The organism is Stenotrophomonas sp. 22LJNL06-5-1 (genome assembly GCF_056861455.1).
Genome location: NZ_JBSPUE010000008.1, coordinates 60,518 through 76,082, shown reverse-complemented (window position 1 = coordinate 76,082; position 15,565 = coordinate 60,518). Strand labels below are relative to the sequence as shown.

General features: G+C 66.6%; 13 protein-coding genes. 7 read left to right on the top strand and 6 right to left on the bottom strand.

The window, feature by feature from the left end; all coding sequences use genetic code 11:
• The first annotated feature begins 243 nt into the window (after positions 1-243).
• Positions 244-3,270: an autotransporter family protein gene (locus AC13GF_RS16850; protein WP_483005383.1), complete on the top strand. Its 3,027-nt coding sequence runs from the start codon at positions 244-246 to the stop codon at positions 3,268-3,270.
• A gap of 144 nt (positions 3,271-3,414) precedes the next feature.
• Here AC13GF_RS16850 and AC13GF_RS16845 read toward each other — a convergent pair whose 3' ends face one another.
• Positions 3,415-3,843: a hypothetical protein gene (locus AC13GF_RS16845; protein WP_483005382.1), complete on the bottom strand. Its 429-nt coding sequence runs from the start codon at positions 3,841-3,843 to the stop codon at positions 3,415-3,417.
• Between the two features lie 374 nt (positions 3,844-4,217).
• Between AC13GF_RS16845 and AC13GF_RS16840 the strand changes: the two genes are divergently transcribed.
• Genes AC13GF_RS16840 through AC13GF_RS16825 form a run of 4 tightly spaced genes read left to right on the top strand, consistent with a single transcriptional unit; the run spans position 4,218 to position 7,162 of the window.
• Positions 4,218-5,246 (top strand): S41 family peptidase, encoded by a 1,029-nt coding sequence (locus AC13GF_RS16840; protein ID WP_483005381.1) that lies wholly within the window; start codon positions 4,218-4,220, stop codon positions 5,244-5,246.
• A gap of 49 nt (positions 5,247-5,295) precedes the next feature.
• A complete protein-coding gene (locus AC13GF_RS16835) occupies positions 5,296-6,339 on the top strand; it encodes a S41 family peptidase (RefSeq protein WP_483005380.1) in 1,044 nt (347 codons plus the stop codon).
• A gap of 3 nt (positions 6,340-6,342) precedes the next feature.
• Complete coding sequence (locus tag AC13GF_RS16830; RefSeq protein WP_483005379.1) at positions 6,343-6,678, top strand: hypothetical protein; 336 nt, start codon at positions 6,343-6,345, stop codon at positions 6,676-6,678.
• A gap of 49 nt (positions 6,679-6,727) precedes the next feature.
• On the top strand, positions 6,728-7,162 hold the full coding sequence (locus tag AC13GF_RS16825; RefSeq protein WP_005419309.1) for an SseB family protein: 435 nt from the start codon (positions 6,728-6,730) through the stop codon (positions 7,160-7,162).
• Positions 7,163-7,209: 47 nt separating this feature from the next.
• On the opposite strand, the gene AC13GF_RS16820 is transcribed toward AC13GF_RS16825, so the two are convergent.
• The 3 genes from AC13GF_RS16820 to AC13GF_RS16810 form a co-directional block, all read right to left on the bottom strand.
• Positions 7,210-8,430: a multifunctional CCA addition/repair protein gene (locus AC13GF_RS16820; protein ID WP_483005378.1), complete on the bottom strand. Its 1,221-nt coding sequence runs from the start codon at positions 8,428-8,430 to the stop codon at positions 7,210-7,212.
• 110 nt (positions 8,431-8,540) lie between these two features.
• Positions 8,541-8,777: a hypothetical protein gene (locus AC13GF_RS16815; RefSeq protein WP_008267778.1), complete on the bottom strand. Its 237-nt coding sequence runs from the start codon at positions 8,775-8,777 to the stop codon at positions 8,541-8,543.
• 67 nt (positions 8,778-8,844) lie between these two features.
• Positions 8,845-10,830 carry a transglycosylase SLT domain-containing protein gene (locus tag AC13GF_RS16810; protein WP_483005377.1) on the bottom strand — a complete coding sequence of 662 codons (1,986 nt, stop codon included), beginning with the start codon at positions 10,828-10,830 and terminating at the stop codon, positions 8,845-8,847.
• A 151-nt stretch (positions 10,831-10,981) separates the two neighbouring features.
• Here AC13GF_RS16810 and AC13GF_RS16805 point away from each other — a divergent pair, with 151 nt between their 5' ends.
• Positions 10,982-11,389, top strand: a complete 408-nt coding sequence (locus AC13GF_RS16805) for an ExbD/TolR family protein (RefSeq protein ID WP_483005376.1) — start codon at positions 10,982-10,984, stop codon at positions 11,387-11,389.
• A 9-nt stretch (positions 11,390-11,398) separates the two neighbouring features.
• Here AC13GF_RS16805 and AC13GF_RS16800 read toward each other — a convergent pair whose 3' ends face one another.
• The gene (locus tag AC13GF_RS16800; protein ID WP_483005375.1) at positions 11,399-11,740 is read right to left on the bottom strand and encodes a hypothetical protein; all 342 of its coding nucleotides are present in this window, start codon (positions 11,738-11,740) and stop codon (positions 11,399-11,401) included.
• 265 nt (positions 11,741-12,005) lie between these two features.
• Here AC13GF_RS16800 and AC13GF_RS16795 point away from each other — a divergent pair, with 265 nt between their 5' ends.
• Positions 12,006-14,867: a TonB-dependent receptor gene (locus AC13GF_RS16795; RefSeq protein ID WP_483005374.1), complete on the top strand. Its 2,862-nt coding sequence runs from the start codon at positions 12,006-12,008 to the stop codon at positions 14,865-14,867.
• A gap of 103 nt (positions 14,868-14,970) precedes the next feature.
• On the opposite strand, the gene AC13GF_RS16790 is transcribed toward AC13GF_RS16795, so the two are convergent.
• Positions 14,971-15,420 (bottom strand): hypothetical protein, encoded by a 450-nt coding sequence (locus AC13GF_RS16790; protein ID WP_483005373.1) that lies wholly within the window; start codon positions 15,418-15,420, stop codon positions 14,971-14,973.
• Positions 15,421-15,565 lie beyond the last annotated feature (145 nt).

The following is a 15,565-nucleotide window of genomic DNA, read 5'->3' as shown; positions in this document are numbered from 1 at the left end:
GGCTCAATCCACGCATGGCGTGGATCTACCGGGTGTGCCGGCGGCTCATCCACGCATGGCGTGTGACCGCCGCAAAGATGAACGATTTCAGCCACGTAGATGTGGGGTGATGCCCGATCAAGTTCGCATCTGAACTGTGATGATCGGCACGCGAATTCACCTGTCGAAACCGTTCACCATGGTGCAGACTTGGCTCGCAGTGCCGCATATCCGCAGTTCCTGATCCCTTACCAGGAGTGCTGTATGTCCCGTGCCGTCCCGAGCGCAGTGCGTATGCGCAGCCTCGCCGTTTCCGTGCTGCAGGCCCTGGCCGTCCCGTCCGTCATGCTGTTGACCGCCAGCGTCGCCTGGGCGGGCTGTGACAATGCCACCCCGACCGCAGGCCAGACGGTCACCTGCGACGCCAGCGCGCCGAACCCGCAGACCGTTCCCATTACCGCCAATGGCGCGGCCGGCATCACCGTCAACGTCGCTGGTACGGCACAACTGCAGCAGAGTGGCGGCAGCAGCGCGATTTCGCTGGTCGGTGCAGATGGCCACCTGTTGTCCACTCTGGGGGCGATCAGTTCGGTGGGCGGTGTCGCGGTCCAGCTCGGCGGAGGCAGCCGTGTCGAGAATGCGGGCAGCATCAGTACGGGCAACAACACCGCCCTGCAGTTCGTCGGTGCGGGCGACAGCGTGCTGGTCAACCGAGGCACGATCAGCGGGCGCACCGGCGTGCAGTTCGGTGCCGGCAATGATCGCCTGGAGATGGAGGCCGGCAGCATCACCGGAGGCGTACTGCAGGGCGATGGAAGCGATGTGCTGCTGCTCAGTGACGGCACGATCGACAGCGTCGACCAGGGCAGTGGCGATGACCAGATGACCGTCACCGGCGGCACCGTCACCGGACTGGTGGCGCAGGGCAGTGGCCGCGATGATTTCGTCATGAGTGGCGGCACGATCGGCGCGCTGCAGCAGGGCGACAACATCGATACCTTCCGCATGAGCGGTGGCCGCATCGTTGGCGCGTTCGAGGATGGCGACCAGGCCTGGATGACCGGTGGTCGTATCGGCCGCGTCAACATGAAGCTGGACAAGAACCTGTGGGACCAGTCCGGGGGTACCGTTGACGGCAATGTGGTGACCGGCTTCGACACCGACACCATCATCATTTCGGGTACGGCGTATATCGGCGGCAACATCAGCGTCAGCGGCGGCGCCGACAGCGTGACCATCACCGATGGCACTGTGCGCGGGCAGGTCCTGCTCAGCACCGGCAATGACACCTTCAACTGGAATGGCGGCGGCATCGTCTACGGCGCGGTCGACCTGGGGCCGGACGACGACGTGGCCAACCTCAGCAACCTCAACCAGGGCAATCTCGGTGCGGTGCCGCTGTTCGACGGTGGCGCGGGCAACGACAGGCTCAGCTTCAACAACGTCAAGACCACGGGTGTAGGCCGCTTCCAGAACTGGGAGACGATCAGCCTGGCCAACAGCACCGAGCTGTCCTTCGATGGCGATCTGGTGCTGGGCGACAGCGCAACCGGCACCGGCACGCTCACGGTGGATGACACCAGTACCGTGTATGCGGGCAGTGGCGGCCATGCCATCCGCCCGTTCAACAGTGGCGCACTGGTGGAGATGGTCAATGCCGGGCGCATCGACCTGACCGGTACCGGTGCCGGCGACGTGTTCACCGTGCGTGGCAACTATCGCGGTGATGGCGGTGGCCTGTACCTGCGCACCGTGTTGGGCGCGGACAATTCCACCAGCGACCGCCTGGTGATCGATGGCGGTACTGCGACCGGGACCACCGGCATCGGCGTGCTCAATGCCGGCGGCAGCGGCGCTGCCACGCTGGCCGACGGCATCCTGGTGGTGCAGGCCTTGAATGGTGGCCGCACCGCGCCGGGCGCGTTCTCGCTGTTCGCACCGGTCGCGGCCGGTGCCTACGAGTATTTCCTGTTCAAGGGCGGTGTCAGTGCCGGTACCGGCGAGAACTGGTACCTGCGCTCCACGCTGGTCAGCGGACCGACGCCGGCACCCAATGGCGGCGGCACTGCCGTACCACCACCATTGACGCCGCCGGTGGCACCACCGCCACCGATCACCCCGGCACCGCCGCCGCCGCCCGAAGGCGCCACCGATCCAGACCTGACAGCCGGCGAGACGGCCCCGCCGCCTCCACCACCGGAACCGGCGCCTGTGGCGCCGCCCAGTGATCCCGCGGTGCCGGACGTGCCGGTGGCCGGCGGTGCGCTGCCCGGTACCGGTGCGCCGCCGACACCGGGCGCACGCCCCGCCGAGGGCGCAGTGGTACCGCTGTACCGCGTGGAGACTGCCACCTATGCCGTGGTGCCGCCGCTGCTGCGCGAGACCTCGCTGGCCAGCCTCGGTACCTTCCACGAGCGGCAGGGCGAGCAGCGCCTGCTGTACAACCAGGGTGCATTCCGCACCGCCTGGGGCCGTCTGGTGGGGCAGAGCAGCGAGATCCATTGGAAGGGTGATGCGCAGCCGGGCTTCGATGGCGATGTGATGGGCCAGCAGGCCGGCCTCGACGTGTGGGCCGCTGCTTCTGACAACCACCGCAACCAGATCGGCGTGTTCGTCGGCCGCACCCGCGCGCAGGGCAAGACCACCGGCTTGGCACTGGGCTGGGAGAACGTACAGGTGGGACAGAACCGCTTGGACGACAAGCACGTAGGCCTGTACTGGACCTTCACCGACAACAGCGGTGGTTACATCGATGCCGTGGCGATGCAGAGCCGCTACGACGGCCGCGTGCGCTCCTCGCGCGGGCTGGGCTTCGGCCTGAGCGGTGATGGCACCAGCGTGTCGGCGGAAGCCGGCAAGCCGCTGCTGCGGTTTGGGCAGTCGGCGTGGTGGCTGGAACCGCAGGTGCAGGTGATCTGGCAACGCACCTCGCTGGACGACCGTCGCGATGAGGTGTCGAGCGTACGCTTCGACAACGACAACGCCTGGACCGGCCGCGTCGGCCTGCGCCTTGCCGGCGACTACCAGCTGGCCGACAACGGCTGGCAGCCGTACTTCAAGCTCAACTACTGGCATGGCCGTTCCGGCGAGGACCGCATCCGCTTCGCCGACGACGTGATCGTCAATTCGCAGCGCTCGCGTGCGTTGGAAGCCGGTGTGGGTGTGGTCGGACGCTTCAACCGCACTATCAGTGCGTACGCGGTGGCCGACTACACCCGTGAACTGGGTGGCGACCGCAACGAGAAGCGCCGCATCATCGAAGGCAACATCGGCCTGCGGGCGGACTGGTAGCACCGGGTATGGATGTCATGGCCCGCTCTGGTGGGTGCCGACCTTGGTCGGCACGAACCGTGCCGCTGTCATGATCTTGTAGAGCCGAGCCATGCTCGGCTCTGGTAGGTGTCGACCTTGGTCGACACGAATCCATCGGTGCCATTACCCCGCGCATGCACCCGGCGTCACCAGCGCGCTGGCATGATCGGCCAACACCACCACCGCGTGCAGCAGCCCTTCCTCCACCTGCGGCGGGCACTGCGCCGACGCATCGTCCATCTCGCGTGCCGACTGCGCGGCCAGCAACACACCCCCACACGCAGACACTGCCGCCAGACAGCGCGTCGCCTCGGCCAACTCCCGGCCACGCGCCTCGCTGAGTTGCCGTTCGCGCCAGATCTGACCATCGGCAGCGTGGCTGTGCGTGATGCCGCGCAACCGCGTAAAGAATGCGGAGGGCGGCGCCTGTTCGTGGACTTCGGTGAGCGCATCTTCCAACGCTTCGGCTGCCGTAGTGGACAGCTGCAGGCCGGGCAACGCAACGCCTAGCAGTGCCTGCAGGCGTGGATAGGTGGGGTAGGACGTGTTCATTACGGCAACCTCACGGAGCAAGGCCACCTGCGGCATGCAAGGTGGCGGGCGGTGCGGGTTGGCGTGCCGGTCAAAATCGAAGCGAAAAAAGCCGACGGATCACGAGGATCCCCACGCACCGCCCGCCATGGGCGAGCCGGTGCATTGTCGCGATTGCCGTTGAGGCGACAACTCGATCGCTTCGATGTTTGATTCAGGACGCCAATCCTAGCCAGCGCAAAGCGCGCCAGCAGAGCCACCTTCGCGCTTTTGCCCGAGCGACAACATGAGCAGAGTTGTAAATGTTGTTCTGCGCGGCGCCTGCCAAAGCCGACATACAACGACAGCGGCAAGCGCGTATGCTGCGGTTCTCACCCAGGACGAAGGAACGTCGAATGTCTTTTGATCTCCGCGTGATGGCCACTGCACTGGGCGCCCTGTTCTGCACCACCGCGCAGGCCGCCGCACCAGACGCCATCGACCTGCCGACAGCACAGGCCCAGTTGCTGGACATGCTGGAGAAGGAATCGCTGTACCGCGACCGCGTGGACTGGCGGGCCATCCGCACGCGCCTGAAGGCGGCGCAGAACGACCCGGCCGAGGCCCGCGCGGTGCTGCGGCAGGCCATCGGCCGCAGTTCGGGCGGGCACGGCGCTTGGATCAGCGCAAAGCAGCTGCAGGCGAAGGCAGAACGCTTGGCGCGCGCCAATGGCGCAGCGGCAGCGGCTCCGAAAGCAACGACGGCCCCGGCCGAAGCACTGGACCCGCGCATCGGTCGGGTGGAGATCGAGGGCTACGGTGTCATGCAGGGCCCGACGGCGCACCAGCAGATGAAGCAGCGTGCCCTGCGCTGGCAGGCGATCATCGATGACCAGGACAACGGCAGCCGCTGCGGCTGGATTGTCGATCTGCGCGGCAACACCGGTGGCAACATGTGGCCGATGCTGCTGGGCGCGGCGCCGCTGTTGCGCGTCACGCCCAGTGCCGACGAGAACGTGGGTTCCTTCGCTGCCGCAGATGGTCCGTCGCTTTGGCAGCTGACGCCGTCCAGCGTGCGTCTTGGCGAGCGCGCGCGGATCGATCTTGGCGGACCCGGCTATCTGCTCAAACATCCGGGCGCGCCCGTCGCCGTGCTGACCGGGCCGCGCACTGCTAGCTCCGGAGAGGCCACCGTACTTTCATTCCGCGGTCGGCCGCAGACGCGCAGTTTCGGCCAACCCACCTCGGGGCTGTCCACCGCCAACGTGATGCGGCCGCTGGTTGATGGCAGCGCGCTGCTGCTGACCACCAGCGTGATGCAGGACCGCACCGGCCGCGGTGACGGGCTGAAGATAGAGCCCGACCAGCGAACGGACGGCGATGCAGCCACCCTTGCTGCCGCACAAGCATGGCTGCTGGCCCAGCCGGCGTGCGCTGTGCACTGATGCCGTTCGCCGCTATGCTGCGGCGCTGGACGCTGACAAGGATGCGTCAATGAACTCTCGACTTCCCGCGCGCGCGCTCCTGGGCGCAGCATTGCTGCTGGCCTGTGGCGGCCCGGCACTGGCAGCACCCGCTGCGGCCGTGGAACTGCCATCTGCCGAAGCACTTGAACAGATGCTGCATCTGCTGGAGACCCAATCGCTGTACCGCGATCGCGTCGACTGGAGTGATGCGCGCGCGCGGCTGGCCGCCGCAGGCGATGATCGTGCAGAGCAGCGCCGCGTGCTGGATGAGGCGGCCGCGCGTAGCAGTGGTGGGCATGGCCGATGGATATCGCCCAGCCAGCAGCGCGATCGCTCCGGTCGCGCCCAGCGTGTGAATGCTGGGCAGGGCGCTGCATTGGCAGAATCCCCGAAGGTCGATGCCCGCATTGGCGTGCTGAAGGTCGGCCCCTTCGTGGAGGATCTGCAGCGCAGCGAACAGGAGCGCTATGAGGCGCGCAAGGCCTACGCGCTGGCCCTGCAGCAACGCATCGTAGACCTGGATGACGGCACGCGCTGTGCTTGGGTGGTCGACGTGAGCAGCAATGGCGGCGGCAACATGTGGCCGATGCTGCTTGGGCTCTTGCCTTTGCTGCACAGCACGCCGGATGCACAGGGTGCGCTGATCGGCGCCTTCCACAGTGCCGATGGTCTGCAGTGGTGGCGGCGAGGAGAAGGAGAGGTCAGGCAGGACGGCACGCAGGGGCTGCGCTCACGACAGGCCGCCTATCACCTGCGTGCGGGTAGCGCACCGGTCGCGGTGCTGATGGGTGCGCGCACCGCGAGTTCGGGTGAAGCCGTCGCGTTGGCATTCCGCGGGCAGGCGGGCAGCCGCAGTTTCGGCCAACCCAGCGCAGGTTTCTCAACTGGCAATAGGCCCGTCAAGCTGGTGGACGGTACCACCCTGCTGTTGACCCACAACGTGATGGCCGACCGCAACGGGCAGGGCGACGGTACTAGGTTGCAGCCGGACGAGGCCACCGCCAGCGGACCGGCCACCCTTGCCGCCGCCCAAGCCTGGCTGCTGGCCCAACCCGCCTGCCAGGGCCGCTGACCCATGATCCTGATCGGCCAGCAGGAGCGGGTGATGGTGGTGGGCCCGACCGAAGCCCATCACTGTCTGCGCTGCCAGACGGAAACCGAGTTCGCGCCTCAGCTGCGTTACAGGATGGCGCGCATCGACCTGCTGTTCGGCCTCACCTACCATCGCCGCTACGAGCTGGCCTGCAGCCGGTGCGGGCACGGCTGGGTGCTGGACACCGACACCATGGACCAGCAGCTGGGTGGGGTGCCGATCCCGTGGCGGCACCGCTTCGGCCTGCCGCTGATGCTGGTGGTGGTGGCCGGTCTGGCGGCGCTGGGCTGGCTGTGGCGGCATGGATTCCTCGGTTGAGGACCGGGCCTGTTAAAGTCTGCCCTGCAATCACGTACCGGAACCGACCATGGACCACGACACCCCGTTCGAACCCCTCAACGACCTCGAGGTGCGCCTGCTGCAGGCCCAGGACGGCACGCTGACCGCAGCGCAGTTCCTCGACGGCCTGCTGACCTCGACGGCGTTCGTGCTGCTGGACAAGGCCATCGGCGAAGATGGCGCCTGGGACGAGAGCATCTCGCCGCTGGTGCTGACCAGCGAGAGCGGCGAGCCGATGTTTGCGGTGTTCACCGCCCCCGAGCGCGCGGGCCTGTGGCACGAGCAGCTGCCGCAGTTTGCGCATGCCATGCCGATCGCGGTGCACGCGCTGCTGGCCGGTATCGGCGACGGCGTCGGCCTGGTGCTGAACCCGGGCCTGGACGTGGGCATGGAGATGATTCCCGATGCCGTGGCCCAGCTGAAGCAGCGGGCTGCGGCGATTACCCGTGGGATGGCGCACTGATTCAAGGAATTGGGGTTGCCGGCCAGCGGCCGGCACTACCAGGTGCTTCAGCGCGCTGTGGCGATGGCTTTTACGCGCGCCTTGGCCAGCGCTTCGCCGATGGCCGGGCCCTTCAGATGCGTGGTATCCAGATCCCTGGCCTGCACTGACAGCGCCGCCTGGTGCAGGCGCTTGAGCGTTTCGCCCTGTGGGTAGTCGGCGTCCTCGAAGCCGAGCCGGCCGCGCTTGTCGGCCTCGCAGCACAGTGCGATGCGGGCCACGCGCTCCGGCCGGCGCAGGGCATCACAGCGGCCCAGCAGTTCCAGCACGGTGGCATCGCGCAGTTCGTCGATGCGGTGCACGTTCAAGTGCTCACGGCAGACCGCTTCGGCCAGCTGCTGGTGCTCGGTGGGAATCTTCAGCCGTGCGCACAATGCCTTCAGCGGCTTGATGCCGCGCTGCTCATGCATGATGTGGCGCGGCCACTCCTCCGGCGGGGTCAGGCCCTTGCCGAGATCGTGGGTGAGGGCAGCGAAGCCGACCAGATCATCGCCGGGGGCCAGCTTCGCGGCCATGTCGCTGACCATTTCCTGGTGGATGCCGGTGTCGACTTCCGGGTGGAATTCAGCACGCTGCGGTACGCCGTACAGTGCTTCCAGTTCGGGCAGGATCGGGCCCAGTGCCTGCGCATCGTGCAGCGTGCGCAGGAAGGCGGAGGGTTGGGCACTGACCAGTGCTTTGCGCAGTTCCTGCCAGACGCGCTCCGGCACCAGTGCGTCCAGCTCGCCACTGGCGGCGACCTCGCGCATCAGCGCCATGGTCTCTTCGGCGACGGTAAAGCCCAGTGGCGCGAAGCGCGCCATGAAGCGTGCCGCGCGCAGCACACGCAGTGGGTCTTCAACGAAGGCTGGGCCGACGTGGCGGAGCACGCGCTGCTCAAGATCGCGAACGCCACCGTAAGGATCGACCAGCGTGCCGGTCTCCTCATCGCAGGCAATCGCATTGATGGTGAAGTCGCGGCGCTGCAGGTCTTCTTCCAGCGTCACCGCCGGATCGGCATCGACCACGAAGCCGCGATAGCCGCGGCCGGATTTGCGCTCGGTGCGCGCCAGCGCGTATTCCTCACCGGTCTTTGGATGCAGGAACACCGGGAAATCGCGACCAACGGCAGTGTAGCCCTGTGCTTCCATCTGCGCGGGCGTGGCGCCAACCACCACCCAGTCGCGGTCGCCGGCAGGGCGCTGCAGCAGGCGGTCGCGTACGGCGCCGCCGACAAGATAGATCTTCATGGGGGGGATGATCGCACGGTAGGTGCATGAGCATCGGTAGTGCCGGCCGCTGGCCGGCAACCCTTGGACAATGGCGGCTGCCGGCCAGCGGCCGGCACTACCAATGTGCATCACGGCAGGCCGCGCCACTCCGGCACGAACAGGCCGGCCAGGAACCACAGGCCGTAGACGATCCACAGGCAGAGGAAATACAGCTTGATCTGCGCTTCGTCCCACAGGCTGCCCCAGCTGTCGACGAAGGCCAGCGACTTCCAGCCTTCCATCCAGGCCGCGCCACCCCAGCGCAGTACCCAGGTGGCGAACAGGCTCCAGGCGGCGAACATCCCGATCCAGGCCAGCAGGCTCATTGCGTTCCCCTCCCCGGGAATGGATACCGGGTCGTGCCGGCCACTGGCCGGCACGACCGCAGTGCGATCAATCGCCGCCCTGGTCGGCGTTTGCGGCGCAGCTGAAGCGCTTGCGCTTGTCCACCAGGCGGCCCATCAGGCGGTCGCTCAGCGGCAGCGCATCGCCGTTGAGGCGCCAGTCGTAGATCACGCTGAAGGCCAGCACGCGGGCCACGTACTCGCGGGTTTCCTTGTAGCTGATGGTCTCGATCCACAGGTCCGGATCAAAGCCCGGGCGCTGGCCCTGCCAGCGTGCGGTCGGGGTCGGGCCGGCGTTGTAGGCGGCGATGGTCACGTACGGCAGGCCGTCGTACTTGTTCATCAGCTGGCGCAGGTAGGCGGTACCGATGGCGATGTTGGTGTCCGGGTCGTACAGGCTGTCGGCGCCGCCGTAGCCGGTCAGGCCGATCGACTTGGCCACACCGGCACCGGTGGCCGGCAGCACCTGCATCAGGCCCATGGCGTTGGCAGGCGAGCGCGCACGCGGAGTGAAGGTGCTCTCGGCGCGGATTTCCGCCGCTACCCAGGCCGGATCGATCGCGTTGCGTGCCGATTCGCGGCGGATGGTAGCGTCGTGGTGCAGCGGGAAGCGCAGGTCGTACAGGCGCTGTTCCTGCGGCTGCTTGCCGAGCGCGAACACGGCGCGGTCGAACCAGCCGTTGTCCTGCGCCACGCGTACCGCCAGGCGGCGCTGGGTGTCATCGAAGCGCGACAGCGCGCTGTTCCATTCGGCCACGGCCCAGCCGGCACGGTCGATCTGGTACAGCGCCATTGCGCGCTGGATGGCCGGATCGCGCGCGACCGCTGCCTGTGCCTGCGCGCTGTCATTCGGCTTCCACGGGCACAGCGTGTAGCCCTGCTGCAGCTTGTCCGCAGCGAGGAAACCGTGGAAGGTCGGTGCGCGTGCGGCCTCGCGGAACAACGGTTGGGCCTGCTGGGCCTGGCCGGTCTTCTCCAGCATGCGGCCTTCGAAGTAGCGCCAGCGCGGATCGCTGCGCTGCTTGCTGGCCATCTTGCGGATCGCCGTCAGCGCCGCCGGCCAGTCACCGCGCGACATCGCTTCGCGCACGCGCCATTCGTGCAGTCGTTCGTCATACGCCGATTCCGGCACTGCGTTGAGACGGCGCGCCGAATCGGGCAGGTAGGAGGCCACTGTCCACAGCGCGATCTGGTACAGCACCTGGCCCTGCTGCTCGGCACTCAGGCCCAGCGCCTGCGCGTACTGCGGCAGCTGCTGTTCGGTGGCGCCCGGGTCGGCCTTGGCCAGCTTGGCCAGGCCATCGGTGGCGATGCGCCGGCTGCGCTCGTTGCGCGGCCAGTTCAATGCGCTGGCATTGGGCTTGTCGACAAAGGCGGCGTAAGTGTTGGCCAGCGCCAGGTCGGTGGCAGGCAGGCCACGTGCGGCGCTGCGCATCACGGCCGGCTGCTGGGCGTCGGCGGCGGCATCGATGCGTTCCCAGCGCAATGCGTCACTCAGTCCGCCCTGTGCCTGCAGCACGGCGAAAACGGCGTCACAGCCGTCTGGCAGCGACTTGCCGTTCTTGCGCCACAGATCCTGCGCTTCACCGATCCACTGCGGATCGACCTTGCCCGTCACCTGGCGCGCGGTCAGCTGCGCACAGCGCAGGCCGGCGTTGTCGGTGGGTGCCCAGTTGGCGAGCAGGGTCGGCCAGTCCTGGCGGCGTGCGACCGAGGGCAACCACACGCTGCGGAACGTGTTGGCCACGGCCTGGCCGTCGTAGCGCTTGAGGAAGGCCTGTGCCTGCGCGGTATCGACGGTGTCGATGTTGCGGCGCAGGTTGGCGTACTCCAGCCAGCCATAGGCCGGATGGCGGCTGAGCGAGGCGGCCTGGCCGGGATCGAACTGGCCGCGTTCGGCGGCCGCGATCGCAGCCTTCAGCTGCGCGTTCTGGGCGTCGAGGGACTGGGCATTGGCGCAGCCGATCAGCAGCGTGGTGGCCAAGGGCAGCAGGGACAGGGCAGTTGAAGTGCGTCGGGTCATGGCGACCAGCATAGCGGGCGATGGCTGAATTCAGTTTCGCATTGCGTGCACGCGCTGGTTCGGCAACGGCAGCTGAATGCTCGCGCTGCAGGCACTGCCTCGCGGGCCAGCGGGCGACGTAGTGTCGGGCGTGGGCGAACGGCCCGGCTGCAGGGAGCGGCATATGGCGTTCAGTAGCGCAGGAAGAAGCGGCCCGCTGGCGGACATCAATGTCACGCCACTGGTGGATGTGATGCTGGTGCTGTTGATCATCTTCATCGTGACCGCGCCGATCGTGGCCCGGCCGATTGCCGTGCAGTTGCCGCAGGCCACCGATCGCGTGGTCGACCGTCCTGAACCGCCACCGCCGATCGAGCTGCGCCTGGACGCTGCCAACCAGCTCAGCTGGAATGGCCAGCCGATGGCGATCGGCGAGCTGCAGGCGCGCCTGCAGGCACAGTCGGGCGAGCATGCTGGCAACCTGCCGGAGCTGCGCATCGCCACCGATCCGGCGGCCGAGTACGAAGGCATGGCGAGGATTCTGGCCGCCGCCGAGGCCACCGGTATGGAGCGCATTGCGTTCGTGCGGTAGGGCGTTGTCTCACTGCCGCTCATGCGGTGATTGCTGCATGAGCGGCGCTTGCCCTGCTGACAGTGTCGCATCCAGGATCCGCAGAAAAGCCATTTCAATCTGTGCTGGAACCGGGGTCGGATGTGCTCGCCACTTTCTGCTCTCAGGGTCATGTTCAACGTCGAAAGCAGTCAACCCGGCTCTCTCGAAATCCACCACAACCGTCAGTCCCTCTCCCGAGGCCAAGGCCGCACCGCTGGGAGAGGGGCAGTTGTTGCACTCGATCACGCCGCCTGCTCTCGATTCACCTGCCAGGGAAAGAAGCAGCATCATCACCATCGTGACGCCCAGCACGGCAGTCAGTGCTTTCATCCTGCAAAGACCTTTTTCATGAATGCGGCAGCTCCCGGCGCGTGCTGTCGCAGCCAGCATCAAGGCTGCCTGCAGTGAACAGTATCGTCCGGTCATAACCTGCAGCTATCTGACGCAATCGGCCTGCAATTGCGTCAATTCCGCGTGAAAGAGTGTCGATCATCACGCCGCGATTTTTACCACTTGTTTACAAAGGAGACGGCGCCGCCATGCAGGGAGGGAGTGCGGCAGCCCATGTCCCGACATTCCTTTGGAGAGAGAGCGAATGAATCACCTGCACCACCGCCCTTTGGCGGTTGCCGTCGCGCTGTGCGTGATGACCCTGGCACCGTTGGGTGCCGCTGCACAATCCACCACCAACCTGGATGCGGTGGAAGTCACCGGTACCCGCATCAAGCGCGCTGAAGTCGAAGGCCAGGTACCGATCCAGACCTTGACCCGCGGCGACATCGAACGCACCGGCCTGACCTCGATCGGCGAAGTGCTGCAGCAGCTCACCGGTTCCGGTTCGGCGCTCAACGCCAAGTTCAACTCGTCCGGCAACTTCGGCTTTCCGCCCGATGGCAGTGGTGTAGGTGCTGGCTCGGCGCAGGTGGACCTGCGCCATCTGGGCGCCAAGCGCGTGCTGGTGCTGGTCGATGGCATCCGCTGGGTCAATGAGTCATCCGCCTCCGGCGTCGGCTCGGCCACCGATCTCAATACCATTCCGCTGGCCATCGTCGAGCGCATCGAAGTGCTGGAAGATGGCGCGTCGTCGCTGTACGGTTCCGATGCCATTGCCGGCGTGGTCAACATCATCACCCGCCGTGACTTCGATGGCGGCCAGGTGACCCTGAACTACGGCGAGTACAGCAAGGGCGATGGTACGCAGAAGGGCGTGGACCTGGCCTGGGGCAAGAGCGGTGATCGCTTCAGCCTGTTCCTGGGCGCCAGCTGGACCAAGCAGGACCCGGTGTTCGCCAAGGACCGCGAGCAGTCGCGCTTCCCGATTCCCGGCACCGGCCTGGCCTTCGGCAGCGGCGGCATTCCGCAGGGCCGTTTCATGTTCACCGACCCGAACACCGGTGCGGTGCAGAACATCGTGCCCAATACCGGCGTGAGCAACCCGCGCTACGATGGCAGTGCCGGCTGCGCGCGCACCGATGACTATCACTGCTTCACCAGCGCCGACCGGTTCAATTTCGCCGAGTACAACATGGTGCTGACTCCGTCGGAGCGTAAGGGCCTGTTCGGTCAGTTCCGCTTCGACATCACCGACAACGTGCAGTGGTACGTCAAGGCACTGGGCAACCGACGTGAGTCGACCAACCAGGCCGGCCCGGAGCCGCTGTTCTTCGGCCCCGATGGCGCCACCGGCAATCCGCTGGCCGACAACATCACCGTGTCCGCCCTCAATCCGTACAACCCGTTCGGCTTCGACCTGGTCTCGGGTGACAACCTGAGCCTGATCGGCCGCCGTCCGGTGGAAGGCGGTGCGCGCGTGTTCAAGCAGGAAGTGGACACCACGTACTTCGCCACCGGCTTCGTCGGCAACTTCCAGGCGGCTGACCGCAGCTGGTACTGGGACGTCAATGGCATGTACAGCAAGAACAAGGCCGAACAGACCAACTACGGCAGCTACAACATCTACAACGTCAACATGGCGCTGGGCGATCCGTCCGTCTGTGCGGCGACGCCGGGCTGCGTGCCGCTGAACATCTTCGGCGGTGTCGGTTCGATCACCCCGGACATGCTGAAGTGGATCCAGCCGGTGGTGCGTGACCGCAGCCAGAACGAACTGAGCCTGTTCACCGCCAACCTGTCCAGCGACCTGTTCACGCTGCCGGCCGGCCCGGTGTCGTTCGCTACCGGCTTCGAGTATCGCAAGTACGAGGGTTCGTACCAGCCCGATCCGTTGACGGTGGCCGGTCACTACAACGGCGTGCCTTCGCAGCCGACCTCGGGTTCCTATGACGTCAACGAGGCCTATCTGGAGTTGAGCGTGCCGATCTTCGCCGATTCGACATTCGGCAAGAAGCTGGACCTGAGCCTGGCCGGCCGCTACTCGGACTATTCCACCTTCGGTGGCGAGTTCACGCCCAAGTACGGCCTGCGCTGGCAGGTGACCGACGACTTCGTGCTGCGCACGACTTATGCCGAGGGCTTCCGCGCACCGTCGATCGGCGAGTTGTACGGCTCGGCCGCGCGTGCCGATCTGCAGTTGTTCGATCCGTGCTCGGTGGGCCTGGGTGGAACGCCGCCGCGTGGCAGTGCCGCCAACTGTGCCGCGCTGGGCGTGCCGACCGGCTTCCAGCAGGCCAACTCGCAGATCTCGGTGACCACCGGCGGCAACCGCGAGCTGGATCCGGAACGCTCGCGCAGCTTCAGCGCAGGCTTCGTCTGGAGCCCGTGGTTCGGCAGTAACACCTCGTGGTCGGAGCGCTTCGACGTGGAAGTGACCTTCTACCGCCATGCCATCGACGGCGCGATCCAGGCGATCAACGCGCAGACCCAGCTGGACCTGTGCGTGGATACGCTGGACCCGATCTACTGCAACGGCATCACCCGTGCCAGCACCGGCGCGGTCAGCAGCTTCAACAACCGCCTGACCAATCTGGGTTCGATCAAGACCGATGGCTGGGATGTGGATCTGTTCTGGACGCTGCCGCAGAGCTCGATTGGCCAGTTCAAGCTGGGCTGGAAGAACACCTTCGTGGGTCGCTACGAAGCCACCGGTGCGGCGGGCCAGAAGCAGCCGCAGAAGCCGGGCGTGGAGGTGGCCGACAGCTCGATTCCGGAATGGACCAGCAATGCCAGCATCGGCTGGACGCTGGACCGCTGGAGCGCCAACTGGACGGTGCGGCATATCTCCGAACTGACAGAAAACTGCGGTGACGCCTCTGTGTTCCCGGTCTGCAGCAACCAGGCGGCGGGCACCAATACGCTGTCGGCCACCACCTTCCATGACATGCAGGTGGGCTACAAGATCGACTGGATGAAGGGGCTGCAGCTGACGGCCGGCCTGAACAACGTGTTCGACAAGGATCCGCCGATCTGCCTGTCGTGCTCGTTGAACGGTTACGACGCCTCGACCTATGACATCCCGCGTGGCCGCTACTGGTACCTGCGCGCGGACCTGCGCTTCTGATGAAGGGACGGCGCCGGGCTCAGCCCGGCGCCGTTGCAGGGTCGAGCCCTGTTCGACCGCCCTGTGTGATGGAGTCGGGCAGGGCTCGACTCCATAAAGATGGTCAGTCCGGAATGTCCTGCTCCGGGTCATCCTGCTCAAGGCCATCCTGCTCAAGGCTGGCACGGCGGAACGCGGTGCGTGCCCATCCCAGTCCGGCCACGATCATCATCGGCCCGACCGCGAAGCTAGGCAGTGACGGAATGCGGAACTGCGGCAGGGATTCGACCAGCAGGTTGTACAGGATCCAGGCCACCAGGATCAGGCCGATCCCCGCGCACAACAGTCCGAACAGCACCTGTGGAAGGCCCATTGCCAGGCCCAGCGCGCGCTCGGTGCGGGTGGGGGCGGGGATGGCACGCAGTTCCCGGCCCAGATCGAACCAGAACAGGATCGCTGCGGGCAGGCCCATCAGCAGAAGCAGGATGAAGTAGCCATTGCCGGTGGCGACCATCAACGGCAGCGAAGAGAACAGGGCCACGAGCGAGAGACCGAGTTTCGTGCGGGTGCGCATGGCCGGTCGTCCTTGAGGGGGAAGGCGCGAGGTATCCGTGTGCGCGACGCTACACCTGCAAGGGCAGCGCGGCAACAGGGGGGCGCCGAGCGCCCCCGTTGTAGTGTCGAGCCGTGCTCGACCACCCCGTGTGATCGAGTCGGGC